The 24,093-nt window shown below is 57.3% G+C and carries 23 protein-coding genes; 5 read left to right on the top strand and 18 right to left on the bottom strand.

Annotated features, from left to right (window positions below):
* Nucleotides 1-38: 38 nt before the first annotated feature.
* From atpD to rpmH, 17 genes are all read right to left on the bottom strand, one after another.
* Complete coding sequence (gene atpD, locus AC1RR7_RS08325) at nucleotides 39-1,418, bottom strand: F0F1 ATP synthase subunit beta (protein ID WP_096822377.1); 1,380 nt, start codon at nucleotides 1,416-1,418, stop codon at nucleotides 39-41.
* Nucleotides 1,419-1,445: 27 nt separating this feature from the next.
* Nucleotides 1,446-2,306 carry a F0F1 ATP synthase subunit gamma gene (atpG, locus tag AC1RR7_RS08320; RefSeq protein WP_493157065.1) on the bottom strand — a complete coding sequence of 287 codons (861 nt, stop codon included), beginning with the start codon at nucleotides 2,304-2,306 and terminating at the stop codon, nucleotides 1,446-1,448.
* A 50-nt stretch (nucleotides 2,307-2,356) separates the two neighbouring features.
* Nucleotides 2,357-3,901 (bottom strand): F0F1 ATP synthase subunit alpha, encoded by a 1,545-nt coding sequence (gene atpA, locus AC1RR7_RS08315; protein WP_096822378.1) that lies wholly within the window; start codon nucleotides 3,899-3,901, stop codon nucleotides 2,357-2,359.
* Between the two features lie 21 nt (nucleotides 3,902-3,922).
* Nucleotides 3,923-4,459, bottom strand: a complete 537-nt coding sequence (locus AC1RR7_RS08310; protein ID WP_007911956.1) for a F0F1 ATP synthase subunit delta — start codon at nucleotides 4,457-4,459, stop codon at nucleotides 3,923-3,925.
* A 12-nt stretch (nucleotides 4,460-4,471) separates the two neighbouring features.
* Entirely contained in the window at nucleotides 4,472-4,942 is a 471-nt protein-coding gene (locus tag AC1RR7_RS08305) for a F0F1 ATP synthase subunit B (protein WP_007954149.1), read from the bottom strand.
* Nucleotides 4,943-5,000: 58 nt separating this feature from the next.
* On the bottom strand, nucleotides 5,001-5,258 hold the full coding sequence (atpE, locus tag AC1RR7_RS08300; protein ID WP_003097235.1) for a F0F1 ATP synthase subunit C: 258 nt from the start codon (nucleotides 5,256-5,258) through the stop codon (nucleotides 5,001-5,003).
* Nucleotides 5,259-5,392: 134 nt separating this feature from the next.
* On the bottom strand, nucleotides 5,393-6,262 hold the full coding sequence (gene atpB, locus AC1RR7_RS08295) for a F0F1 ATP synthase subunit A (RefSeq protein ID WP_007954148.1): 870 nt from the start codon (nucleotides 6,260-6,262) through the stop codon (nucleotides 5,393-5,395).
* 16 nt (nucleotides 6,263-6,278) lie between these two features.
* Nucleotides 6,279-6,686, bottom strand: a complete 408-nt coding sequence (locus AC1RR7_RS08290; RefSeq protein ID WP_003229783.1) for a F0F1 ATP synthase subunit I — start codon at nucleotides 6,684-6,686, stop codon at nucleotides 6,279-6,281.
* 148 nt (nucleotides 6,687-6,834) lie between these two features.
* Entirely contained in the window at nucleotides 6,835-7,707 is an 873-nt protein-coding gene (locus AC1RR7_RS08285; protein ID WP_064600630.1) for a ParB/RepB/Spo0J family partition protein, read from the bottom strand.
* A gap of 9 nt (nucleotides 7,708-7,716) precedes the next feature.
* Nucleotides 7,717-8,514 (bottom strand): ParA family protein, encoded by a 798-nt coding sequence (locus AC1RR7_RS08280; protein WP_007954142.1) that lies wholly within the window; start codon nucleotides 8,512-8,514, stop codon nucleotides 7,717-7,719.
* A gap of 18 nt (nucleotides 8,515-8,532) precedes the next feature.
* Nucleotides 8,533-9,177: a 16S rRNA (guanine(527)-N(7))-methyltransferase RsmG gene (rsmG, locus tag AC1RR7_RS08275; RefSeq protein ID WP_007911906.1), complete on the bottom strand. Its 645-nt coding sequence runs from the start codon at nucleotides 9,175-9,177 to the stop codon at nucleotides 8,533-8,535.
* Nucleotides 9,174-11,072, bottom strand: coding sequence for a tRNA uridine-5-carboxymethylaminomethyl(34) synthesis enzyme MnmG (gene mnmG, locus AC1RR7_RS08270; RefSeq protein ID WP_096822379.1), 1,899 nt, complete (start codon nucleotides 11,070-11,072; stop codon nucleotides 9,174-9,176). Before mnmG ends, rsmG begins: the two co-directional genes overlap by 4 nt.
* Nucleotides 11,073-11,625: 553 nt before the next feature.
* Complete coding sequence (gene mnmE, locus AC1RR7_RS08265; protein WP_273540744.1) at nucleotides 11,626-12,996, bottom strand: tRNA uridine-5-carboxymethylaminomethyl(34) synthesis GTPase MnmE; 1,371 nt, start codon at nucleotides 12,994-12,996, stop codon at nucleotides 11,626-11,628.
* Nucleotides 12,997-13,077: 81 nt separating this feature from the next.
* A complete protein-coding gene (gene yidC, locus AC1RR7_RS08260) occupies nucleotides 13,078-14,760 on the bottom strand; it encodes a membrane protein insertase YidC (protein WP_096822381.1) in 1,683 nt (560 codons plus the stop codon).
* Between the two features lie 2 nt (nucleotides 14,761-14,762).
* A complete protein-coding gene (gene yidD, locus AC1RR7_RS08255) occupies nucleotides 14,763-15,008 on the bottom strand; it encodes a membrane protein insertion efficiency factor YidD (RefSeq protein WP_010465488.1) in 246 nt (81 codons plus the stop codon).
* Entirely contained in the window at nucleotides 15,001-15,402 is a 402-nt protein-coding gene (gene rnpA / locus AC1RR7_RS08250) for a ribonuclease P protein component (protein WP_273541045.1), read from the bottom strand. Before rnpA ends, yidD begins: the two co-directional genes overlap by 8 nt.
* 16 nt (nucleotides 15,403-15,418) lie before the next feature.
* On the bottom strand, nucleotides 15,419-15,553 hold the full coding sequence (rpmH, locus tag AC1RR7_RS08245) for a 50S ribosomal protein L34 (RefSeq protein ID WP_003213577.1): 135 nt from the start codon (nucleotides 15,551-15,553) through the stop codon (nucleotides 15,419-15,421).
* A gap of 567 nt (nucleotides 15,554-16,120) precedes the next feature.
* Here rpmH and dnaA point away from each other — a divergent pair.
* The 5 genes from dnaA to dinD all read left to right on the top strand — a co-directional run bounded on the left by dnaA (nucleotide 16,121) and on the right by dinD (nucleotide 23,320).
* A complete protein-coding gene (gene dnaA / locus AC1RR7_RS08240) occupies nucleotides 16,121-17,644 on the top strand; it encodes a chromosomal replication initiator protein DnaA (RefSeq protein WP_096822383.1) in 1,524 nt (507 codons plus the stop codon).
* Between the two features lie 39 nt (nucleotides 17,645-17,683).
* Nucleotides 17,684-18,787, top strand: a complete 1,104-nt coding sequence (gene dnaN / locus AC1RR7_RS08235) for a DNA polymerase III subunit beta (RefSeq protein ID WP_096822384.1) — start codon at nucleotides 17,684-17,686, stop codon at nucleotides 18,785-18,787.
* 14 nt (nucleotides 18,788-18,801) lie between these two features.
* Nucleotides 18,802-19,905, top strand: a complete 1,104-nt coding sequence (recF, locus tag AC1RR7_RS08230; protein WP_007911886.1) for a DNA replication/repair protein RecF — start codon at nucleotides 18,802-18,804, stop codon at nucleotides 19,903-19,905.
* Between the two features lie 5 nt (nucleotides 19,906-19,910).
* Nucleotides 19,911-22,328 carry a DNA topoisomerase (ATP-hydrolyzing) subunit B gene (gene gyrB / locus AC1RR7_RS08225; protein WP_007954129.1) on the top strand — a complete coding sequence of 806 codons (2,418 nt, stop codon included), beginning with the start codon at nucleotides 19,911-19,913 and terminating at the stop codon, nucleotides 22,326-22,328.
* Nucleotides 22,329-22,483: 155 nt separating this feature from the next.
* Nucleotides 22,484-23,320 carry a DNA damage-inducible protein D gene (gene dinD / locus AC1RR7_RS08220; protein WP_493157063.1) on the top strand — a complete coding sequence of 279 codons (837 nt, stop codon included), beginning with the start codon at nucleotides 22,484-22,486 and terminating at the stop codon, nucleotides 23,318-23,320.
* A gap of 38 nt (nucleotides 23,321-23,358) precedes the next feature.
* Here dinD and AC1RR7_RS08215 read toward each other — a convergent pair whose 3' ends face one another.
* Entirely contained in the window at nucleotides 23,359-24,078 is a 720-nt protein-coding gene (locus AC1RR7_RS08215) for a response regulator transcription factor (protein WP_493065568.1), read from the bottom strand.
* Nucleotides 24,079-24,093 lie beyond the last annotated feature (15 nt).

Here is a 24,093-nt window from a genome sequence, read left to right as displayed (position 1 = left end):
CCTCAACCTAAATGAGCGCCCGTTGCCGGGCGCCGGGATTACAGTTTCTTGGCTTTCTCGATCGCTTCTTCGATGCCGCCAACCATGTAGAACGCTTGTTCTGGCAGGTGGTCGTAGTCACCGTTGAGGATGCCTTTGAAGCCAGCAATGGTGTCTTTCAGGGAAACGTATTTACCCGAAGCACCGGTGAAGACTTCAGCCACGAAGAACGGCTGCGACAAGAAACGCTGGATCTTACGAGCACGGTTTACCAACTGCTTGTCGGCTTCCGACAGCTCGTCCATACCCAGGATCGCGATGATGTCCTTCAGTTCTTTGTAACGCTGCAGCACGTACTGAACACCACGAGCGGTCTCGTAGTGATCGTTGCCGATCACGTTCGGGTCCAGCTGACGCGAAGTCGAGTCCAGTGGGTCTACCGCTGGGTAGATACCCAGGGAAGCGATGTCACGGGACAGAACGACGGTGGCGTCCAAGTGAGCAAACGTGGTCGCTGGCGACGGGTCAGTCAAGTCGTCCGCAGGTACGTATACCGCTTGGATCGAAGTGATCGAACCTTCCTTGGTCGAAGTGATACGTTCTTGCAGAACGCCCATCTCTTCAGCCAGGGTCGGCTGGTAACCTACTGCCGAAGGCATACGGCCCAGCAGTGCGGATACTTCAGTACCGGCCAGGGTGTAACGATAGATGTTGTCGACGAACAGCAGAACGTCGTTACCTTCGTCACGGAACTTCTCGGCCATGGTCAGGCCGGTCAGTGCTACGCGCAGACGGTTTCCCGGCGGCTCGTTCATCTGACCGTAAACCAGTGCCACTTTGTCCAGAACGTTGGAGTCCTTCATCTCGTGGTAGAAGTCGTTACCCTCACGAGTACGCTCACCCACACCGGCGAACACGGAATAACCGCTGTGCTCGATGGCGATGTTACGGATCAGTTCCATCATGTTTACGGTTTTGCCTACACCGGCACCACCGAACAGACCGACTTTACCGCCTTTGGCAAACGGGCAAACCAGGTCGATAACCTTGATGCCGGTTTCCAGCAGGTCGTTGCCGCCTGCCTGTTCAGCGAACGAAGGCGCTGGACGGTGAATGCCCCAACGCTCGTCGGTGTCGATCGGGCCAGCTTCGTCGATCGGGTTACCGAGGACGTCCATGATCCGGCCCAGGGTCGCTTTACCGACCGGTACGGAGATGGCTGCGCCAGAATCGGTAACTTCCAGACCGCGCTTCAAGCCCTCGGTGGAACCCATCGCAATGGTGCGAACCACGCCGTCGCCCAGCTGTTGCTGAACTTCCAGAGTGGTTGCGGCCGCGCTTTGAACTGTCAGCGCGTTGTAGATGCTCGGTACGCTGTCGCGTGGAAATTCCACGTCGATAACGGCGCCGATGATTTGAACGATACGTCCGCTACTCATAGCTGGATCCTCTGAATATTTGAACCGTTAAACCGCGGCAGCGCCGCCGACGATTTCCGAGATCTCTTGGGTGATCGCAGCCTGACGCGCCTTGTTGTAGATCAGCTGCAAATCGCTGATCAAATCACCGGCGTTGTCGGTAGCGTTCTTCATCGCGATCATCCGCGCAGCTTGTTCAGCCGCGTTGTTCTCGACCACCGCCTGGTAGACCTGCGACTCCACGTAACGGACCATCAAGCCGTCCAGCAGCTCCTTGGCATCCGGTTCGTAGAGATAGTCCCAGTGGTGCTTGAGTTCTTGATCCGGGGTTGCCACCAGTGGAATCAACTGCTCCACGGTAGGCTGTTGCGTCATGGTGTTGATGAACTTGTTGGATACCACGGACAGGCGGTCAATACGGCCGTCCAGATAAGCATCCAGCATCACCTTGACGCTGCCGATCAGATCATTGATCGACGGCTCTTCACCCAGGTGGCTGATAGCTGCAACGACGTTACCGCCGAAGTTGCGGAAAAAGGCCGCAGCCTTGCTACCAACGACACACAGATCAATCTCGACGCCGTTTTCGCGGTTTACCGCCATGTCCTTGACCAGGGCCTTGAACAGGTTGGTGTTCAAGCCGCCGCACAGACCACGGTCACTGCTCACTACGACATAACCAACGCGCTTGATGGCGCGGTCGATCATGAACGGGTGGCGGTATTCCGGGTTGGCGTTGGCCAGATGCCCAATTACCTGGCGGATACGCTCCGCATAAGGACGGCTAGCAGCCATGCGCATTTGTGCCTTGCGCATTTTGCTGACCGCCACTTTTTCCATGGCGCTGGTAATCTTTTGCGTGCTTTTGATGCTCGCAATCTTACTGCGAATCTCTTTTGCGCCTGCCATGTAACACCTATCAGGTTAGCAAGCGGGAGCCTTGCGGCTCCCGCTGCGGCTTACCAGGTTTGGGTGGCCTTGAACTTCTCGATACCGGCTTTCATGCCAGCGTCGATTTCGTCATTGAAGTCACCCTTCACGTTGATCTTCGCCATCAAATCGGCGTGATCGCGGTTGAAGAAAGCAATCAGCGCTTGTTCGAAGCTGCCGATCTTGGCGATTTCAACGTCAGTCAGGAACCCACGCTCAGCGGCATACAGCGACAGCGCCATGTCAGCGATCGACATTGGTGCGTATTGCTTCTGCTTCATCAGCTCGGTAACGCGCTGACCATGCTCAAGTTGCTTACGGGTCGCTTCGTCCAGGTCAGAAGCGAACTGGGCGAATGCCGCCAGTTCACGGTACTGAGCCAGAGCGGTACGGATACCACCGGACAGCTTCTTGATGATCTTGGTCTGAGCGGCACCACCCACACGGGATACCGAAACACCGGCGTTCACTGCAGGGCGGATGCCCGAGTTGAACATGGCCGATTCCAGGAAGATCTGACCGTCGGTGATGGAAATCACGTTGGTCGGAACGAACGCGGAAACGTCGCCAGCCTGGGTTTCGATGATCGGCAGTGCGGTCAGGGAACCGGTTTTGCCGGTCACTGCGCCGTTGGTGAACTTCTCTACGTATTCTTCCGAAACGCGGGATGCGCGCTCCAGCAGACGGGAGTGGAGATAGAACACGTCGCCTGGGTAAGCTTCACGGCCTGGTGGACGGCGCAGCAGCAGGGAAATCTGGCGGTAAGCCACTGCTTGCTTGGACAGATCGTCATAAACGATCAGCGCGTCTTCACCGCGGTCGCGGAAGAATTCACCCATGGTGCAACCGGAGTACGGTGCCAGGAATTGCAGTGCAGGAGATTCCGAAGCACTGGCAGCCACGATGATCGTGTTGGCCAGGGCGCCGTTTTCTTCCAGCTTGCGAACCACGTTGGCGATGGTCGATTGTTTCTGACCGATTGCAACGTAGACGCAGAAAATGCCGCTGTCTTTCTGATTGATGATCGCGTCGATCGCCAGAGCGGTCTTACCGATCTGACGGTCACCGATGATCAGCTCACGCTGGCCACGGCCGACAGGGATCATGGCATCGACAGCCTTGTAGCCAGTCTGTACAGGCTGGTCTACCGACTTACGCCAGATCACGCCTGGAGCAACTTTCTCGACCGCGTCGGTCAAGGTGTTGTTCAGCGGACCTTTGCCGTCAACAGGGTTACCCAGTGCGTCGACAACGCGACCCAGCAGTTCCTTACCAACCGGAACTTCGAGGATGCGGCCGGTGCACTTGGCGCTCATGCCTTCAGCCAGAGACTGGTAGGAGCCCAATACAACGGCACCTACGGAGTCTTGCTCCAGGTTGAGGGCCATACCGTAGACGCCGCCCGGAAACTCGATCATCTCGCCGTACATGACGTCGGCCAGACCGTGAATCCGCACGATGCCGTCAGATACGCTGACGACAGTGCCTTCGTTACGGGCTTGGGAGGTCACATCGAGCTTGTCGATGCGGCCCTTGATAATTTCACTTATTTCGGAAGGATTGAGTTGCTGCATTGCTCTGCTGCCCCTTCAAACTCAAGATTTCAATGCTTCGGCAAGTTTCGCGATTTTGCCGCGAATCGAGCCATCGATAACCAGGTCGCCGGCGCGGATAACGACACCACCTATAAGGGCAGCATCCTCCGCAACTTGCAGGCGCACTTCCCGGTTGAGTCGTGCACTGAGAACCTTGGCGAGTTTGTCTTGCTGTTCTTGGTTCAATGCAAAAGCACTGGTCACTTCAACGTCTACCGATTTCTCTTGTTCGGCCTTGTACAGGTCGAACAGAGCAGCAATCTCCGGCAGAAGCGGGAGACGGTCGTTTTCGGCAACGACATTGATGAAGTTCTGTGCCTTGGCATCAAACTTGTCGCCGCACACGTCAATGAACGTGGCGGCCTTTTCTGCGCTCGTCAGTCGCGGGGCCTTGAGCACGCGCTGCATGGTGTCGTCTTGCGACACCGCTGCAGCCAGGCCGAGCATGGCTGACCAATTGGCCAGTTGCTGGTGGGCCTGAGCGTGCTCGAAGGCCGCCTTAGCGTAAGGTCGGGCCAACGTGGTCAGTTCTGCCATGATCGCCCTCGCTTAGATTTCAGCAGCCAGTTGGTTAACCAGCTCTGCGTGCGCGTTTTGATCGATTGTGGCACCCAGGATCTTCTCGGCGCCGCCGACAGCCAGCAAGCCCACTTGGGCGCGCAGCTTGTCTTTGACACTGTTCAGTTCCTGTTCGATCTCGGCTTGAGCCTGAACCTTCACACGGTCAGCGTCGACGCGGGCCTTTTCAACGGCCTCTTCGACAATCTGGTTACCGCGTTTCTTGGCTTGCTCGATGATTTCAGCTGCCTGAGCTTTCGCTTCGCGCAGTTGCTGACCCGCTTTCTCTTGGGCCAACTCCAGGTCGCGAGCTGCTCGGCTGGCAGCGTCCAGACCATCAGCGATCTTCTTTTGACGTTCGTGCAGAGCTGCGATGACCGGAGGCCATACGAACTTCATGCAGAACAGTACAAAAATCAGGAACGCAACGGACTGGCCAATCAGGGTCGCATTAATGTTCACGCCAACACCTCGCAGTTACGTTGTCCATCACACCAAATCACTCGGAAAATCCGAATGATTAGCCAGCGATTTGACCAACGAACGGGTTCGCAAAGGTGAAGAACAGAGCGATACCAACACCGATCATGGTTACGGCGTCGAGCAGACCGGCAACGATGAACATTTTAACTTGCAGCATTGGAACCATTTCTGGCTGACGCGCTGCGCCTTCCAGGAACTTGCCGCCCAGCAGGCCGAAACCAATTGCGGTACCCAGTGCGCCCAGGCCGATCAACAGTGCAACAGCGATAGCGGTTAGACCAACTACAGTTTCCATCTTTCCTCCCGACTTTTACGTCGTATGGTTTAGGTTTTTTAGATTAAAGCGGTAAAACAAATCGTTTCATGGTGCCCCGTGAGGAGCCCCTTCCCGTTTTACCGGGAAGGACATCAGACTAGTCGAGACTGGTCTTAATGGTTTTCTTCGTGCGCCATCGACAGGTAGACGATGGTCAGCATCATGAAGATGAACGCCTGCAGGGTGATGATCAGGATGTGGAACACAGCCCACGCCCACTGCAGAACAACGCCCAGGCCGCTGAGCCAGAGCAGGCCGCTGCCGAACATCACAGCGATCAGGATGAACACCAGCTCGCCGGCATACATGTTGCCGAACAGACGCAGAGCCAGAGAGATCGGTTTGGCGATCAGGGTCACGAATTCCAGCAGGAAGTTCACCGGGATCAGCAGCGCCTGAACGAAGATGTTCTTGCTGCCGAACGGGTGCAGGGTCAGCTCGCCGATGAAGCCGCCGAGGCCCTTGACCTTGATGCTATAGAAAATGATCAGTGCGAAAACCGAGAACGCCATGCCCAAGGTCGCGTTCGGGTCGGTAGTCGACACGGCGCGGAACGGGATGTGGTGGTCGCCGGAAATCAGGATGGCCAGCTGAGGAATCCAGTCGACCGGTACCAGGTCGACGGCGTTCATCAGGAACACCCAGACGAAGATGGTCAGTGCCAGCGGTGCAATCACCGGGCTACGGCCATGGAAGCTGTCTTTCACGCTGCCATCGACGAATTCGACCAGCACTTCAACGAAGTTCTGCAGTGCACCTGGCTGACCGGAAGTCGCCTTCTTGGCCGCCATGCGGAAAAGAAGAACGAAAATCAGACCCAGCGCGACCGACCAGCCGAGGGTATCGACGTGGAAAGCCCAGAAGCCCATTTCCTTGGCTTCTGCTGCGGTGTGGGCAAAGCCCCAGCCGCCGTTGGGTAGCTGACCGAAGGTCAGGTTCTGCAAGTGGTGCTGGATATAGCCCGAAGCGGTTGTTTCTGCCATGGTTGCCTCAAACGCCCTAAGGTCTCGAAAGTCTTGTTCTCATCAGCAGGGGAGCGAACCAGCTGACCGACTGAGTCAGCACGAAGGCGCCGAATACAGCAATCGGCGCCAGTGGCTTCACACCTGCAAACACCAGTGCAAACAGCACTGCCGTCAAAATCAGTTTGCCTGCCTCGCCGGCGTAGAACGACCGGACGATGGACTGGGCTGCTCGGGCGCCGGAAAACCGAAATGCCTTGTGAGCGAAATAAACATTGGGCAGCAAGGCTATCAGGCCTCCGCAAAGTCCCGAGTATCCGGCAACGACTCCGTGCCATTGCCAGAGCGCCAAAGCGGCAATGAGCAAAATGACAAATTGAGCCATCAACACCGGAAAAACCGCCAGGCGATGGAACGGCAGGCGGTTTGGCTTGCGGGTTTCCATCACTATTGCTCTCCAATGGTCGGCTGCCGAAATTCAATAACTTGGCATAATTTGTGCCGACAAAATGCGCGCAGAGTATAGGGGCGGTTCTGCCCCTATTCAACTGTCAGGTAGTGATTTCCGACTGCGCGCTACAAGAGGAATTGTTTCAGCGGATGTGTGCGAGCACACCCTGAAGCTCATCGAGAGAGTTGTAACCGATCACCAACTGACCCTTTCCCTTCTTCCCGTGGCGGATCTGCACCGCAGAGCCTAGGCGCTCGGCCAGACGTTGCTCGAGGCGAGCGATATCCGGGTCGGGTTTGGAGGGTTCGACGGGCTCGGGTTTGCCACTCAACCACTGACGAACCAGTGCTTCAGTCTGGCGCACGGTAAGACCGCGTGCGACAACATGTCGCGCCCCTTCCACCTGCTGATTGTCCGGCAGACCGAGCAATGCACGGGCATGGCCCATTTCCAGGTCGCCGTGGGACAGCATGGTCTTGATGACTTCCGGCAGCGCAATCAGGCGCAACAGGTTGGCCACGGTGACGCGGGACTTACCCACAGCCTCGGCGACCTGTTGCTGGGTGAGCTGGAATTCCTGCTGCAGGCGCTGCAGAGCCACCGCTTCTTCGATCGGATTCAGGTCTTCGCGCTGGATGTTCTCGATCAGCGCAATGGCGATCGCGGTTTCATCCGGCACATCACGGACCATGGCCGGGATGGTTTCCTGCCCGGCCTGCTGGCTTGCACGCCAGCGACGTTCACCGGCGATGATTTCAAAGCGGCCACCACCAATCGGGCGAACCACGATCGGCTGCATCACGCCCTGGGCCTTGATCGACTGCGCCAGCTCTTCCAGCGCCTGCGGATCCATGTCCCGGCGTGGCTGATACTTGCCGCGCTGCAACAGGTCCAGTGGCAGGTGCTGCAACTCGCGGCTGTCAGCCTGCGCCGCTTGTTCTTCCAGCGAGCTGACAGTCGGACCGCTCAGCAGTGCATCCAGTCCTCGTCCGAGACCTCGTTTCTTGACGGCCATGGGGATTCCTTAAGTTGGCTGAGCAGCGGCGATGCGTGAATTTTTGCGCTGACGGCGAACCATCTCGCCCGCCAGGGCCAGATAGGCCAGCGCGCCACGCGATTGCTTGTCGTAAGCCAGCGCCGGCATGCCGTAGCTCGGGGCTTCGGCCAGGCGGATGTTGCGCGGGATCACCGTGTCGTACAACTGATCGCCGAAGTGTTCCTTGAGCTGGGCCGATACATCGTTCATCAGGCTCAGGCGCGGGTCGTACATGGTCCGCAGCAGGCCTTCGACTTTCAGGTTCGGGTTCAGCAGTTCGGCGATACGCTTGATGTTATCCACAAGGTCGCTCAAACCTTCGAGCGCAAAGTACTCACACTGCATGGGGATAATTACCCCGTCAGCGGCGACCAGTGCGTTCAGTGTGAGCATCGACAGCGACGGCGGGCAGTCGATCAGAATGTAATCGTAGTTTTCACGGATCGGCGCCAGCGCGCTGCGCAGACGACTTTCCTTCATCTGCATTTCCAGCAGCACCACTTCGGCCGCCGTCAGATCGCGGTTGGCCGGCAGCAGTTGATAACCACCGTGTTCGGAGTAGTGCATGGCCTGGGCCAGATCGCATTCGCCGATCAGCAGGTCGTAGACCGAGTTTTCCAGGCCATGTTTATCCACACCGCTACCCATGGTGGCGTTGCCCTGTGGATCGAGATCGATCAACAGCACCCGGCGCTTGGTCGCGACCAGGGATGCTGCGAGGTTGATGCAGGTGGTGGTCTTGCCCACACCACCCTTCTGGTTCGCTATCGCGAATACCTTAGCCATTCTTGCTTGTGTTCCCAATCATGCCGTGCGGCGCAGTATCAGCAGATGGCGTTGGCCTTGGCAACCGGGTACGGCCAGGGCGTGTTCGCTATCGAGTTTGAAGTCTGCCGGCAATGCTACCAGCTCATCGGCCGGATGGACGCCCTTCATTGCCAGCCAGCGTGTATCGGCGTCGCCGAGGTGGCGAGTCCAGTTGGTGAAGTTCTCCATGCTGCTGAACGCCCGGGAAATGATCCCGTTGAACGGCTGTGCAGGCTGGAACGCTTCGACGCGACTGTGGATAACTTGCAGGTTATCCAGTTTGAGTTCGAGTTTGACCTGGGTCAGGAAGCGGGTTTTCTTGCCGTTGCTGTCCAGGCAGGTCACTTGCGAGTCCGGGTACAGGATCGCCAAAGGGATCCCCGGCATGCCGCCGCCGCTGCCGACGTCCAGCCAACGGCCGTTTTCGATGAACGACATCACGCTGAGGCTATCGAGCAAGTGACGGGAAACCATTTCGTCCGGATCGCGGACGGCGGTCAGGTTGTAGGCCTGGTTCCATTTGATCAACAGGGCCAGATAACCCAGCAGCAATTCGTGCTGGGTTTCAGTGAGATTGACACCGAGCTCGCGGGCTCCTGTGGATAACTCTTCGGCGTGTTGCGAAGTGACCTTAGAACTCAAGCGCTTTGCTCCAACTGACGGCCCGCGCCGCGTTTTTTCAAATGAATCATCAACAGCGAAATCGCTGCCGGGGTCACACCCGGGATCCGCGAAGCCTGGCCCAGCGTCTCGGGACGAGTCGCGCCAAGCTTGCTCTGGATCTCCTTGGAGAGACCGGAAATGTTGGTGTAATCGATATCCACAGGCAGTTTCGTGTCTTCGCTTGCACGCAGACGGGCGATTTCGTCCTGTTGACGGTCGATGTAACCGGCGTATTTGGTCTTGATTTCGACCTGTTCGGCGACCTGTGGATCTTCGGCGCCCTGCCCGGTCACTTCGACCAGACCAGCGTAGTCGATTTCCGGACGACTCAAGAGGTTGAGCAAGTTGTATTCGTGAGTCAGCGGCGTGCCGAATTTCTCGGCAATCGCATCGCCCTGCTGCGTATTCGGGCGAACCCAGGTGCTTTTCAGGCGTTGCTCTTCGAGTTCGATGCTTTCGCGTTTCTTGCAGAACGCTGCCCAACGCGCGTCATCGACCAGACCCAGCTCGCGACCTTTTTCGGTCAGACGCAGGTCCGCGTTGTCCTCACGCAGGATCAGGCGGTATTCGGCACGGGAAGTGAACATGCGGTACGGCTCTTGGGTACCGAGGGTGATCAGGTCGTCGACCAATACTCCGATGTACGCCTCATCGCGACGCGGGCACCAGGCTTCTTTGCCCTTCGCACGCAACGCGGCGTTCGCGCCGGCCAGCAAACCCTGGGCGCCGGCTTCTTCGTAACCGGTGGTGCCGTTGATCTGGCCAGCGAAGAACAGACCGCCGATGACTTTGGTCTCCAGGCTGTACTTCAGGTCGCGCGGATCGAAGTAGTCGTACTCGATCGCATAACCCGGACGCACGATGTGCGCGTTTTCCATGCCGCGGATCGATTGCACGATCTGCAATTGCACGTCGAATGGCAGGCTTGTGGATATCCCGTTCGGATACAGCTCATGGGTGGTCAGACCTTCCGGTTCGATGAACACCTGATGGCTTTCCTTGTCGGCAAAGCGGTGGATCTTGTCTTCGATCGACGGGCAATAACGCGGGCCAATGCCTTCAATCTCGCCGGCAGCGGAATACATCGGCGAACGATCGAGGTTCGCGGCGATGATTTCGTGGGTACGGGCGTTGGTGTGAGTAATCCAGCAACTGACCTGGCGTGGATGTTGTTCCTTGTTGCCCATGAACGACATCACCGGGATCGGCGTATCACCCGGTTGCTCGGTCATCACCGAGAAATCCACAGACTTGCCGTCGATTCGCGGAGGCGTACCGGTTTTCAGGCGACCGACACGCAGCGGCAGTTCACGCAGACGATGCGCCAGGGCAATCGACGGCGGATCACCGGCGCGACCGCCGGAAAAATTCTGCAAACCGATGTGGATAAGTCCGCCCAGGAACGTACCGGTGGTCAACACCACGGAATCCGCGAAGAAACGCAGACCCATTTGCGTGACAACACCGCGTACTTGTTCCTGCTCGACGATCAGGTCGTCAGCGGCTTGTTGAAATATCCACAGGTTCGGTTGGTTCTCCAGAATTTCGCGGACAGCGGCTTTGTACAAAATCCGGTCGGCTTGCGCACGGGTCGCTCGTACCGCCGGGCCTTTGCGGCTGTTCAACACGCGAAACTGGATGCCGCCCTTATCGGTGGCCATGGCCATCGCGCCGCCGAGGGCGTCGATTTCCTTGACCAGATGGCTTTTGCCGATGCCACCGATGGCCGGGTTGCAACTCATGGCTCCGAGGGTTTCCACGTTATGCGTCAGCAGAAGGGTTTTTGCACCCATGCGTGCTGAGGCCAGTGCTGCCTCGGTACCGGCATGACCGCCGCCGATGACGATCACTTCAAAACGGGAAGGGAAATCCACCACGCACCTCGTGCCTGCTTAAGTAGGTAATTCAGGAATAGTTTGAGATCAGGTTTCTGGACCTGGTCGACAAGTATAGGGACTTCGCCCTTCCTAAAGAACCCTTTGCACAAAATTTAACCAGCTGTGGAGAACTCGCGGTTAAAAGAATAAAAAAAGAGAGAAATTTATAAAACCTTTGTTTTAAAGCTTATTCTTACTGCCCCACATTTCTGTGGATAGATTGCTACAGACCTTAATATTCAATATGTACAGCGATTCAAAACCCTGTGCCCATGTGGTCAGGAGGCCCTTGGATAACCGGTGTAAGCCTGTGGATGAATGAGGTGGTTATCCACATAGGCAGTTATGTTCAGTTTTCAGGCCCTGTTATCAACTGCCCTCAGCGGCAGTTATTCACAGGGCTTAATCCACAGAAATCGGACGAATGAAGGAATCGCGGACGCGGAAAATCCGCTCAGGAACAGAAAATCTGTCCGGCACTGGAGGAAGGGAAGTCAAAGAGGAGAGACAGACAGGTCGCGAATGGACCTGTCTGTGGACAACGGAAGGGCTATTTACCGATGCAGAAGCTGGAAAAGATCCGTCCCAGCAGATCATCGGAGCTGAACGCCCCGGTAATTTCCCCGAGGGAATGCTGAGCCTGGCGCAGATCTTCTGCCAACAGTTCGCCGGCACCCGCCAGAGTCAGCTGCGCGCGACCGTGTTCAAGAGCCGCACTGGCATGACGCAAGGCTTCCAGGTGACGACGGCGTGCGCTGAAGCTGCTTTCCGAGGTCTGCTCGTAACCCATGCAGGCTTTCAGGTGATCACGCAGCAGGTCCAGGCCTTCACCGGCAGACTTGGCGCTCAGGCTGATGGTCACGTGGCCATCGTCACTGACTTCCAAGGCAATGGCTTCACCGGTGAGATCAGCCTTGTTGCGAATCAGGGTGACCTTCGCCGGATCTGGTCGGGTTTCAAGGAATTCTGGCCACAACGCGAACGGATCCGCAGCTTCCGGGGCCGTAGCATCGACCACCAACAGCACTCGATCGGCTTCGCCGATGGCTTTCAATGCTCGCTCGACACCGATCTTTTCCACATGGTCGTCGGTATCACGCAAACCGGCAGTGTCCACGACATGCAGTGGCATGCCGTCGATGTGGATATGTTCGCGCAGGATATCCCGGGTGGTGCCGGCGATTTCAGTCACGATGGCGGCTTCTCGACCGGCCAATGCGTTGAGCAGACTGGATTTGCCGGCATTCGGACGACCGGCGATCACCACGGTCATGCCGTCACGCAGCAATGCACCCTGTCCGGCTTCGCGCAAGACGGTGGATAACTCGTCACGAACCTTGTCGAGCATGCTCAGCACGTGGCCATCGGCGAGGAAGTCGATTTCTTCTTCCGGGAAATCGATGGCTGCCTCGACATAAATCCTCAAGCCGATCAGTTGTTCGGTGAGGTTATGCACACGCTGGGAAAACGCACCCTGTAAGGAACGCAAGGCATTGCGTGCAGCCTGTGCAGAACTGGCTTCGATCAGATCCGCAATGGCCTCGGCCTGGGCGAGGTCGAGTTTGTCATTGAGGAATGCTCTTTCGCTGAACTCGCCGGGACGGGCCAGGCGGCAGCCCAGTTCCAGGCAACGCTTGAGCAACATGTCGAGGACGATCGGACCACCGTGGCCCTGCAGTTCCAGCACATCTTCGCCGGTGAACGAGTTCGGCCCGGGGAAATAAAGCGCCAGACCTTCATCCAGCACCTGTTGATCGTCACTGAGGAACGGGCCGTAGTGGGCAAACCGCGGTTTCAGTTCTCGGCCGCTGATGGCTTTGGCCGCAACGCTGGCCAGCGGCCCGGAAATTCGAACGATGCCCACGCCGCCACGGCCCTGAGCGGTGGCGACGGCTGCGATGGTTTCACGAGGTGCGCTCATAAACCGGTATCCAGACAAAAGTGGCAGATAGCAAAACGCCCCACTAGGGGGCGTTTTGAGTGGTGTTATCCACAGAGTAAGTTACGCCTCGGCTTTTTTCGTCGCCGCTTCGATCTTACGCGTGATGTACCACTGTTGAGCAATCGACAGGCAGTTGTTCACAACCCAGTACAGCACCAGACCAGCCGGGAACCACAGGAAGAAGAACGTGAAGATGATTGGCATCATTTTCATGACCTTGGCCTGCATCGGATCCGGAGGAGTCGGGTTCAGACGCTGCTGGATGAACATGGTCGCGCCCATGATGATCGGCAGGATGAAGAACGGATCCTTGATCGACAGGTCGGTAATCCACAGCATGAACGGCGCCTGGCGCATTTCCACGCTTTCCAGCAGAACCCAGTACAGCGAAAGGAAAACCGGCATCTGCACCAGGATCGGCAAGCAGCCACCCAGCGGATTGATCTTCTCTTTCTTGTACAGCTCCATCATGGCTTGCGACATTTTCTGCCGGTCATCGCCATGTTGCTCTTTCAGTGCTGCCAGTTTCGGAGCAACGGCACGCATGCGGGCCATCGACTTGTAGCTGGCGGCCGACAGAGGGAAGAAAATCCCCTTGATCAGCATGGTCAGGAAGATGATCGACCAGCCCCAGTTGCCGACGATGGCGTGGATATGTTGCAGCAGCCAGAAAATTGGCTGGGCAATGAACCACAGAATGCCGTAGTCGACGGTCAGTTCCAGACCTGGGGACAACTCTTTCAGCACAGCCTGGCTTTTCGGACCGGCGTACAGAACAGCGCTGGTCTCGACTTTTGCACCCGGTGCAGCGGTCAACGAAGGACCGGTGTAACCGATGATGTAGTTGCCTTTGCTGTCTTTACGGGTCTGAACGACGTTGTTTTCGCCTTTCGGAGCAACCCATGCAGTCACGAAGTAGTGTTGCAGCCAGGCTACCCAGCCACCGGTGACGGTTTCCTTGAGCTGACCTTTGTCCATGTCCTTCATGGACACTTTCTTGTACGGCTCGGAACTTGTCCACAGGGCGGCGCCCAGGTAAGTCGCGGTGCCGGTAGCAGTGGTCGACGATGGATCGGCGCTTGCATCGCGTTTCAGCTGGGCAAACATCGAACCGGACCAAGGCTGAGCGCTCTGGTTGTCGATCAGATAAGTGACGGTCACGTCATACAGGCCACGTTTCAGGGTGAAACGCTTGATGTAGTTGACGCCGTCCTTGCTGAACTTCAGGTCGACGACCAATTGGTCCTGACCGTCAGCCAGTTGATAAGTCTTCTTCTCCGAGGAGTAGATCGGGCGACCGGCCGGGCTTGCGTCCGGACCGTTGGTGCCGATCAGACCGCTTTGCGCCAGATAAGTACGCTCGCCGCCGTTGTCGAACAGCTGGAACGGAACGTCCGGACGATCCTGACGACGTGGATACAGAGGCAAGGTCAGTTGAGCAACATCGCCACCCTGTGGATCGATCGACAGATCGAGCACGTCGGTTTTGATCTGGATCAGATCCTTGCTGGCGGCGACCGGCGTTTCGGCAGGTGCGCTGGTATCGCTTGCGGCGCGCGGAATATCGTCACTGGCGGCAGCGTTATTGCCAGTGGCGGTGTCCGGCAAACCGGATGTAGTCGTACTGGAAGCAACATTCTGAGTCGGCAGGGCAGCCTGACCATAGTCCTGGTTCCATTTAAGAACCATGACGTAGGACACGATTGCCAGGGCGACGATCAGGATCGTGCGTTTGATATCCATGATTACTCGGCCATCGAAGAAGAACGGGAGGTAGGGATAGGTGGAACCGGGTCATAACCACCGGGATTCCACGGATGACAGCGACCTAAACGACGAAAGGTCAGCCAGCCACCGCGCAGAAGGCCATGATTTTCGATGGCTTCATACGCGTAGCAAGAACAACTGGGGTAGAAACGACAGTGACTGGCCATCAAGGGACTAATGGCGTAGCGATAAAACTGGATCGGAACGAGTGCCAGTTTACGCATCTGGACTGTCTACCCCTACAGTTTCGGTTTTGACTGCTGGTACCGGCTTGTTGTGTGCCAGACGTTTCCAGAGTTTGCCGAAATGCTGAATCAATTCGGGGTTTTCTACGTCACCCAAACCTTTGCGCGCGACGATAACGATGTCCCAGCCGACCAGTGAATCCTGGTGCAGGCGAAACGATTCGCGCATCAGACGTTTGAGGCGATTGCGCTCGACGGAGAGCTTTACGCTCTTTTTCCCGATAACCAGCCCGAGACGGGGGTGATCGAGATCGTTGTTGCGCGCAAGGAGCAGGAGATTTTTCCCCGGAACCTTGCCGGTAGGGGAGTCAAAGACTGCCTTGAAATGCCGGGGAGTAAGCAGACGCTTTTCCCGACTGAAGTCCTGACTCACCTCCAGTGCCGGATTATCAAACTGCCAGACGTGCGCGGCCTTTGGCGCGACGACGCGACAGTACTGCACGACCGTTCTTGGTAGCCATGCGAGCACGGAAACCGTGGGTACGAGCGCGTTTGATAGTGCTTGGTTGGAAAGTACGTTTCATGTCGTGTTACCTGGTTCGTCCACAACGGGCCGGAATGGCCCCCGTTTTAAGAGACCGGGGATTCTAGAGAAAGCAAGCCAATAGGTCAATTTCCAACCAACGTTTCCTTATAAATAGATCTCCAGAGCTGTCAGCTCGTGAATTCCGTCCAGCCAGATATAAAAATAAAGAAGCGAAGTATTTAAAGCTTTTCTGTAAAGCTTATAAAAGCTAGGCCCGGCCTCATCTGTGGATAACTGACTCGAGGCCTTGTTTTCAGCACTGTACAGAGAATGACAACTACAGTGGAAAACCGTGTTCAGCCTGTGCTGCGCTATCGGATAACCTGTGGGTGGAAACGGTGTTTATCCACAGGCTGGTTATCCACCGGGTTCGACCCCCAGTTGTCCAGTGTGCTCAGATGGGGTTATCCACAGAGCTTATTCACACACCGTTGGTCGCTTTTTCACCGGATAAGGCATTGATAAATCATGTCCACCGGACAACCTGCATGTGGATAAGTGGACGGCTGGCCGCTACAATGGCCGCTTGTTTTTGCCTCACCGGCTTTCAAATTAGGGGATTTCCGTGTCAGTGGAACTTTGGCAGCAGTGCGTGGAGCTTTTGCGCGAAGAGCTGCCAGCCCAACAATTCAACACCTGGATCCGTCCATTACAGGTCGAAGCCGAAGGCGACGAGTTGCGTGTCTACGCACCGAACCGTTTTGTTCTGGACTGGGTCAACGAAAAGTACCTGGGGCGCGTCCTTGAACTGCTGGATGAGCATGGCAACGGCCTGGCGCCGTCGCTCTCCTTATTAATAGGCAGCAAGCGCAGTTCTGCGCCGCGTGCTGCGCCGAACGCGCCACTGGCCGCGGCCGCTGCATCGCTGGCTCAAGCCAGTTCCGCGCCCGTCAGTGCTCCGGCACCCGCGCCGGCCCCAACCCCGGCCAAGCGCGCGACGCAAAAAACCGAGGAAGTCAGCGAAGAGCCGTCCCGCGACAGCTTCGACCCGATGGCGGGCGCCGCCTCCCAGCAAGCGCCGGTGCGTGCCGAACAGCGCACGGTGCAGGTCGAAGGCGCGCTCAAGCACACCAGCTACCTGAATCGCACCTTTACCTTCGAGAACTTCGTCGAAGGTAAGTCCAACCAGCTCGCCCGTGCGGCGGCCTGGCAAGTGGCGGATAACCCCAAGCACGGCTACAACCCGCTCTTCCTTTATGGTGGCGTGGGTCTGGGTAAGACGCACTTGATGCACGCGGTGGGTAACCACCTGTTAAAGAAGAACCCGAATGCCAAGGTCGTGTACCTGCATTCCGAGCGTTTCGTGGCCGACATGGTCAAGGCGCTGCAACTGAACGCGATCAACGAGTTCAAGCGTTTCTACCGTTCGGTGGACGCCCTGCTGATCGACGACATCCAGTTCTTCGCCCGCAAGGAACGTTCCCAGGAAGAATTTTTCCACACCTTCAATGCCCTGCTTGAAGGTGGCCAGCAGGTCATTCTCACCAGTGACCGCTATCCGAAGGAAATCGAAGGCCTTGAAGAGCGCCTGAAATCCCGCTTCGGCTGGGGCCTGACGGTTGCCGTCGAGCCGCCGGAGCTGGAAACCCGCGTAGCCATCTTGATGAAGAAGGCCGACCAGGCCAAAGTCGAGTTGCCACACGATGCGGCGTTCTTCATTGCGCAGCGCATTCGCTCCAACGTCCGTGAGCTGGAAGGCGCGCTGAAACGCGTGATCGCCCACTCGCACTTCATGGGCCGCGACATCACCATCGAGTTGATTCGCGAATCCCTGAAAGACCTGTTGGCGTTGCAGGACAAACTGGTCTCTGTGGATAACATTCAGCGCACCGTCGCCGAGTACTACAAGATCAAGATCTCCGACTTGCTGTCCAAGCGCCGTTCGCGCTCGGTCGCTCGCCCGCGTCAGGTCGCCATGGCACTGTCCAAGGAACTGACCAACCACAGCCTGCCGGAAATCGGTGATGTGTTTGGCGGTCGCGACCACACGACGGTGTTGCACGCCTGCCGCAAGATCAACGAACTTAAGGAATCCGACGCGGACATCCGCGAGGACTACAAGAACCTGCTGCGTACACTGACCACTTGATGAACACCAGCGCAGCTTATTAAGGCAAGGGACTAGACCATGCATTTCACCATTCAACGCGAAGCCCTGTTGAAACCCCTGCAACTGGTCGCAGGCGTCGTCGAGCGCCGACAGACCTTGCCGGTACTGTCCAACGTGCTGCTGGTCGTCGATGGCCAGCAACTGTCGCTGACCGGTACCGACCTGGAAGTCGAGCTGGTCGGTCGCGTGCAACTCGAGGAGCCGGCTGAAACAGGTTCCATCACTGTGCCTGCGCGCAAGCTGATGGATATCTGCAAAAGCCTGCCGAACGATGCGCTGATCGATATCAAGGTCGACGAGCAGAAACTGGTGGTGAAAGCCGGCCGTAGCCGCTTCACCCTGTCGACCCTGCCGGCCAACGACTTCCCGACTGTGGAAGAAGGCCCGGGTTCGCTGACCACCAGCCTGGATCAAAGCAAGCTGCGTCGCCTGATCGAACGCACCAGTTTCGCCATGGCCCAACAGGACGTGCGTTACTACCTCAACGGCATGTTGCTGGAAGTGTCGACCGGTGTGATCCGTGCCGTGGCCACCGATGGTCACCGTCTGGCAATGTGCTCGATGCAGGCCGACATCGGTCAGCAGGATCGCCACCAGGTGATCGTGCCGCGCAAAGGTATTCTCGAACTGGCGCGTCTGCTCACCGAGCCGGACGGCAACGTCAGCATCGTGCTGGGTCAGCACCACATCCGCGCGACCACCGGCGAATTCACCTTCACCTCGAAACTGGTCGACGGCAAGTTCCCTGACTATGAGCGCGTTCTGCCGAAGGGCGGCGACAAGCTGGTACTGGGTGATCGTCAGGCGCTGCGCGAAGCGTTCAGCCGTACTGCGATTCTGTCCAACGAGAAGTACCGTGGCATCCGTCTGCAACTGGCCAACGGTCAGCTGAAGATCCAGGCGAACAACCCGGAACAGGAAGAAGCGGAAGAAGAAGTAGGCGTGGAATACAACGGCGGCTCCCTGGAAATCGGCTTCAACGTCAGCTATCTGCTCGACGTGCTGGGCGTGATGACCACCGAGCAGGTTCGCTTGATCCTGTCCGACTCCAACAGCAGTGCGCTGGTGCAAGAGTCCGACAATGACGATTCGGCTTACGTTGTCATGCCGATGCGTCTGTAATCAGCTGACTCTGGATGTCGCTAAGTCGCGTCTCGGTCACCGCGGTGCGCAATCTGCACCCGGTGACCTTCTCCCCCTCCCCCCGAATCAACATTCTTTACGGCGCCAACGGCAGCGGCAAAACCAGTGTTCTGGAAGCCATTCACCTGCTGGGGCTTGCCCGTTCGTTTCGCAGCACGCGGCTATTGCCGGTCATCCAGTATGAGCAACTCGCCTGTACCGTATTCGGTCAGGTGGAGCTCGCCGAGGGTGGCCACAGTGCATTGGGGATCTCTCGCGACCGTCAGGGCGAGTTCCAGATCCGCATCGACGGCCAGAATGCCCGCAGCGCCGCGCAACTGGCGGAGATCCTGCCACTGCAGTTGATCAACCCCGACAGCTTCCGCCTGCTGGAAGGTGCGCCGAAGATTCGCCGGCAGTTCCTCGACTGGGGCGTGTTCCACGTCGAACCGCGGTTCATGGCCACCTGGCAGCGTTTGCAGAAGGCCTTGCGCCAGAGAAACTCCTGGCTGCGGCATGGTACACTTGACGCCGTTTCGCAAGCGGTTTGGGACAGGGAACTGTGCCAGGCCAGCGCTGAAATCGATGAATACCGCCGCGCTTACATCAAAGCCTTGAAACCAGTCTTTGAACAAACCTTGAGCGAACTGGTTGAGCTCGAAGGTTTGACGCTCAGCTATTACCGAGGCTGGGACAAGGACCGGGAATTGAGTGCCGTACTTGCCGGTTCCCTGCAGCGGGACCAGCAAATGGGTCATACCCAGGCCGGACCGCAACGCGCTGACTTGCGTCTTAGATTGGGCGCTCACAATGCCGCGGACATCTTGTCCCGGGGTCAGCAGAAGTTGGTGGTTTGTGCCCTGCGCATTGCCCAGGGGCATCTGGTGAGCCAGGCCCGACGCGGCCAGTGTATTTATCTGGTGGATGACTTGCCGTCCGAGCTGGACGAAAGCCACCGTCGCGCGCTGTGCCGCTTGCTGGAAGACTTACGCTGCCAGGTCTTTATCACCTGTGTAGATCACGAATTATTGAGGGAAGGCTGGCAGACGGAAACGCCAGTCGCTCTGTTCCACGTGGAACAGGGCCGTATCACCCAGACCCACGACCATCGGGAGTGAAGGCATTGAGCGAAGAAAATACGTACGACTCATCGAGCATTAAAGTGCTGAAAGGCCTGGATGCCGTGCGCAAACGTCCCGGTATGTACATTGGTGACACCGACGATGGCAGCGGTCTGCACCACATGGTGTTCGAGGTGGTCGACAACTCGATCGACGAAGCCCTCGCCGGCCATTGCGACGACATCAGCATCATCATCCACCCGGATGAGTCCATCACCGTTAAAGACAACGGCCGTGGCATCCCGGTAGACGTGCATAAAGAGGAAGGCGTTTCCGCCGCCGAGGTCATCATGACCGTCCTCCACGCCGGCGGTAAGTTCGACGACAACTCCTACAAAGTATCCGGCGGTCTGCACGGTGTAGGTGTTTCTGTTGTGAACGCGCTGTCCGAAGAGCTGGTACTGACCGTTCGCCGCAGCGGCAAGATCTGGGAACAGACCTACGTCCACGGCGTACCTCAGGCACCGATGGCGATCGTTGGCGACAGCGAAACCACCGGTACCCAGATTCACTTCAAGGCTTCCAGCGAAACCTTCAAGAACATTCACTTCAGCTGGGACATCCTGGCCAAGCGCATTCGTGAACTGTCTTTCCTCAACTCCGGTGTCGGCATCGTCCTCAAGGATGAGCGCAGCGGCAAGGAAGAGCTGTTCAAGTACGAAGGCGGCCTGCGTGCGTTCGTTGAATACCTGAACACCAACAAGACTGCGGTCAACCAGGTGTTTCACTTCAACATCCAGCGTGAAGACGGCATCGGCGTGGAAATCGCCCTGCAGTGGAACGACAGCTTCAACGAGAACCTGTTGTGCTTCACCAACAACATCCCGCAACGCGACGGCGGCACTCACCTGGTGGGCTTCCGTTCCGCACTGACGCGTAACCTGAACAACTACATCGAGCAGGAAGGTCTGGCGAAGAAGCACAAAGTCGCCACCACCGGTGACGATGCCCGTGAAGGCCTGACCGCGATCATCTCGGTGAAGGTGCCGGATCCGAAGTTCAGCTCCCAGACCAAAGACAAGCTGGTGTCTTCCGAAGTGAAGACCGCGGTCGAACAGGAAATGGGCAAGTACTTCTCCGACTTCCTGCTGGAAAACCCGAACGAAGCCAAACTGGTTGTCGGCAAGATGATCGACGCCGCCCGTGCCCGTGAAGCGGCGCGCAAGGCCCGTGAGATGACCCGCCGCAAAGGCGCGCTGGACATCGCCGGCCTGCCGGGCAAACTGGCTGACTGCCAGGAAAAAGACCCGGCGCTGTCCGAACTGTACCTCGTGGAAGGTGACTCCGCGGGCGGCTCTGCCAAACAGGGACGTAACCGCAAGACCCAGGCCATCCTGCCGCTGAAGGGCAAGATCCTCAACGTCGAGAAAGCACGTTTCGACAAGATGATCTCGTCCCAGGAAGTGGGCACCCTGATCACCGCGCTGGGCTGCGGTATCGGCCGCGAAGAGTACAACATCGACAAACTGCGCTATCACAACATCATCATCATGACCGATGCTGACGTCGACGGTTCGCACATCCGTACCCTGCTGCTGACCTTCTTCTTCCGTCAGTTGCCGGAGCTGATCGAGCGCGGCTACATCTACATCGCCCAGCCGCCGCTGTACAAGGTCAAGAAAGGCAAGCAAGAGCAATACATCAAAGACGACGACGCCATGGAAGAGTACATGACGCAGTCGGCCCTGGAAGATGCGAGCCTGCACCTGAACGAAGACGCCCCGGGCATTTCCGGCGAAGCGCTGGAACGTCTGGTGAACGACTTCCGCATGGTGATGAAGACCCTCAAGCGTCTGTCGCGCCTGTACCCGCAGGAGCTGACCGAGCACTTCATCTACCTGCCGGCCGTCAGCCTGGAAATGCTCGGCGACCACGCCAAGATGCAAGACTGGCTGGCCCAGTACGAAGTTCGTCTGCGCACCGTCGAGAAGTCCGGTCTGGTCTACAAGGCCAGCCTGCGTGAAGACCGCGAACGTGGCGTGTGGCTGCCAGAGGTCGAACTGATCTCCCACGGCCTGTCGAACTACGTCACCTTCAACCGCGACTTCTTCGGCAGCAACGACTACAAGACTGTCGTCACCCTCGGCGCTCAACTGAGCACCCTGCTCGACGACGGCGCGTACATCCAGCGTGGCGAGCGCAAGAAAGCGGTCACCGAGTTCAAGGAAGCCCTCGACTGGCTGATGGCCGAAAGCACCAAGCGCCACACCATTCAGCGATACAAAGGTCTGGGCGAAATGAACCCGGATCAGCTGTGGGAAACCACCATGGACCCAAGCGTGCGCCGCATGCTGAAAGTCACCATCGAAGACGCCATTGGCGCAGACCAGATCTTCAACACCCTGATGGGTGATGCGGTCGAACCTCGCCGTGACTTCATCGAGAGCAATGCTCTGGCGGTTTCCAACCTGGATTTCTGATCCCTTTAAGATTTCGGATGGAATTGAAGCCCCTGCTGACAGAGCGTCAACAGGGGCTTTTTGTTAGCAGATAAGTCCCTACTGGCTGTGCAAAAGCAAAGCAGTAACTATTGGAGTTGCACTCAATACTTAACGGCCAGCTGGGAGATTTTGAGATGAATGAGCGGCACGAGTCATTTGAAGAGCTGAAAATGACGGATCATCAAGGTGCGGAATATTGGTCTGCACGACGCTTGGCCAAGCTGCTTGAGTACTCAGAATATCGGCATTTTCTACCGGTTCTGGCTCGAGCCAAAGAAGCTTGCCAAAACAGTGGTCAGGAAGTCGAAGACCATTTCGAGGATTCGCTCGGAATGGTTTCCATTGGTTCTGGTGCTCAAAGGGAGTTACAGGATGTAAAGCTTTCGCGCTATGCCTGCTATCTAGTGGTCCAGAACGGAGATCCCTCCAAGCCGGTAATCGCTGCAGGGCAAACGTACTTCGCCGTTCAAACTCGTCGCCAGGAATTAGCTAACGATGGTTCGTTCCAGCAGTTGCGTGAAGACCAGAAACGGATTTTGTTACGTAATGAGCTAAGTGAGCACAATAAACAGCTCGTGGAGGTCGCGCAGCAAGCAGGTGTCGAGTCGGGTCTGGATTTCGCCATCTTCCAGAATCACGGTTATAAAGGTCTTTATGGTGGACTCGATCAGAAAGCGATCCACCAGCGCAAAGGTTTGAAGAAAACCCAGAAAATTCTTGATCACATGGGATCTACGGAGCTCGCCGCCAATCTATTCCGAGCAACACAAGCTGAAGATAAATTGGTTCGTGACAACGTTCATGGAAAAGGAAATGCCAACCAAGTGCACTTTGAGGTTGGCAGGAAAGTCAGGGAAACCATTGTTGAGCTGGGGGGCACCATGCCTGAGGACCTACCAGTCCCGGAAAGCAGCATCAAACAAATTGAATCAGCAGCGAAGAGGCTTAGAGATCCATCTTCGGATGAATGATTTAAAAATGAGAAGGTAAGGATCCCGCGGCCCCCTACTTATGGGGAGACTGCCGCCACACTCTCCAACCGATACCCATACCCATAAATCGTCAGCAACTGCCAACCCCGATCCGCCGTCAGCCCGAGCTTGTTGCGCAGGCGATAGATGTGGGTATCCAGTGGTCGCGACGAGGCCATTTCTTCGTGGGGCCAGAATCTTTCGTATAGATAGTCCCGTGACAGAGGTCGGCCGAGGTTACTGAACAGGCAATGCGCGAGCCGATACTCGCGCTCGGTCATCATGATTGGTTTGCCTTCGCGGGTGACGGTCAGCTCGGCGTCGTCGAACACCAGATCATTGAAACGCAGAACATTGGCCACGCTCGGGCGTTGATGGCTGTGCCGGCGCAGTACGGCGGTGACTCGAGCCTTCAACTCGTTTGGACGAAAAGGCTTGCTGACGTAATCGTCAGCCCCGGCGTTCAGGGCCTGAACGATATCGCTCTCACCATCGCGACTGGTCAACATGATGGCCGCCGGTGGCGCCTCCATGTGCTCGCGGGTCCAGCGCAGCAGCGCCAGGCCGGTGAGGTCGGGCAGTTGCCAGTCGAGGATCAGCAGGTCGAAGGTTTCCCGGCGCAGTTGCCGCAGCAGGTCTTCTCCGCGTTCGAAACTGTGCAGTGACCAGGGCTGTTCACCGGCCTCGGCCATCTGTTGCAGGGTCTGCTCGACCCGGCGCAGTTCGGCGGGTTCATCGTCCAGTATCGCAACGCGCATACGCGGGATTCCTTG

Source organism: Pseudomonas sp. GW821-FHT11G12, assembly GCF_058808055.1.
The sequence above is the reverse complement of the archived record's forward strand: the minus strand, read 5'-3'. Positions and strand labels throughout refer to the sequence as shown.

Excerpts from the sequence above, each read along its gene's own strand:
- atpD (WP_096822377.1), bottom strand. The coding sequence starts at position 1,418 with ATGAGTAGCGGACGTATCGTTCAAATCATCGGCGCCGTTATCGACGTG.
- atpG (WP_493157065.1), bottom strand. The coding sequence starts at position 2,306 with ATGGCAGGCGCAAAAGAGATTCGCAGTAAGATTGCGAGCATCAAAAGC.
- atpA (WP_096822378.1), bottom strand. The coding sequence starts at position 3,901 with ATGCAGCAACTCAATCCTTCCGAAATAAGTGAAATTATCAAGGGCCGC.
- AC1RR7_RS08310 (WP_007911956.1), bottom strand. The coding sequence starts at position 4,459 with ATGGCAGAACTGACCACGTTGGCCCGACCTTACGCTAAGGCGGCCTTC.
- atpE (WP_003097235.1), bottom strand. The coding sequence starts at position 5,258 with ATGGAAACTGTAGTTGGTCTAACCGCTATCGCTGTTGCACTGTTGATC.
- atpB (WP_007954148.1), bottom strand. The coding sequence starts at position 6,262 with ATGGCAGAAACAACCGCTTCGGGCTATATCCAGCACCACTTGCAGAAC.
- AC1RR7_RS08290 (WP_003229783.1), bottom strand. The coding sequence starts at position 6,686 with ATGGAAACCCGCAAGCCAAACCGCCTGCCGTTCCATCGCCTGGCGGTT.
- AC1RR7_RS08285 (WP_064600630.1), bottom strand. The coding sequence starts at position 7,707 with ATGGCCGTCAAGAAACGAGGTCTCGGACGAGGACTGGATGCACTGCTG.
- AC1RR7_RS08280 (WP_007954142.1), bottom strand. The coding sequence starts at position 8,514 with ATGGCTAAGGTATTCGCGATAGCGAACCAGAAGGGTGGTGTGGGCAAG.
- mnmE (WP_273540744.1), bottom strand. The coding sequence starts at position 12,996 with ATGAGCGCACCTCGTGAAACCATCGCAGCCGTCGCCACCGCTCAGGGC.
- yidC (WP_096822381.1), bottom strand. The coding sequence starts at position 14,760 with ATGGATATCAAACGCACGATCCTGATCGTCGCCCTGGCAATCGTGTCC.
- yidD (WP_010465488.1), bottom strand. The coding sequence starts at position 15,008 with ATGCGTAAACTGGCACTCGTTCCGATCCAGTTTTATCGCTACGCCATT.
- rpmH (WP_003213577.1), bottom strand. The coding sequence starts at position 15,553 with ATGAAACGTACTTTCCAACCAAGCACTATCAAACGCGCTCGTACCCAC.
- dnaN (WP_096822384.1), top strand. The coding sequence starts at position 17,684 with ATGCATTTCACCATTCAACGCGAAGCCCTGTTGAAACCCCTGCAACTG.
- recF (WP_007911886.1), top strand. The coding sequence starts at position 18,802 with ATGTCGCTAAGTCGCGTCTCGGTCACCGCGGTGCGCAATCTGCACCCG.
- dinD (WP_493157063.1), top strand. The coding sequence starts at position 22,484 with ATGAATGAGCGGCACGAGTCATTTGAAGAGCTGAAAATGACGGATCAT.
- AC1RR7_RS08215 (WP_493065568.1), bottom strand. The coding sequence starts at position 24,078 with ATGCGCGTTGCGATACTGGACGATGAACCCGCCGAACTGCGCCGGGTC.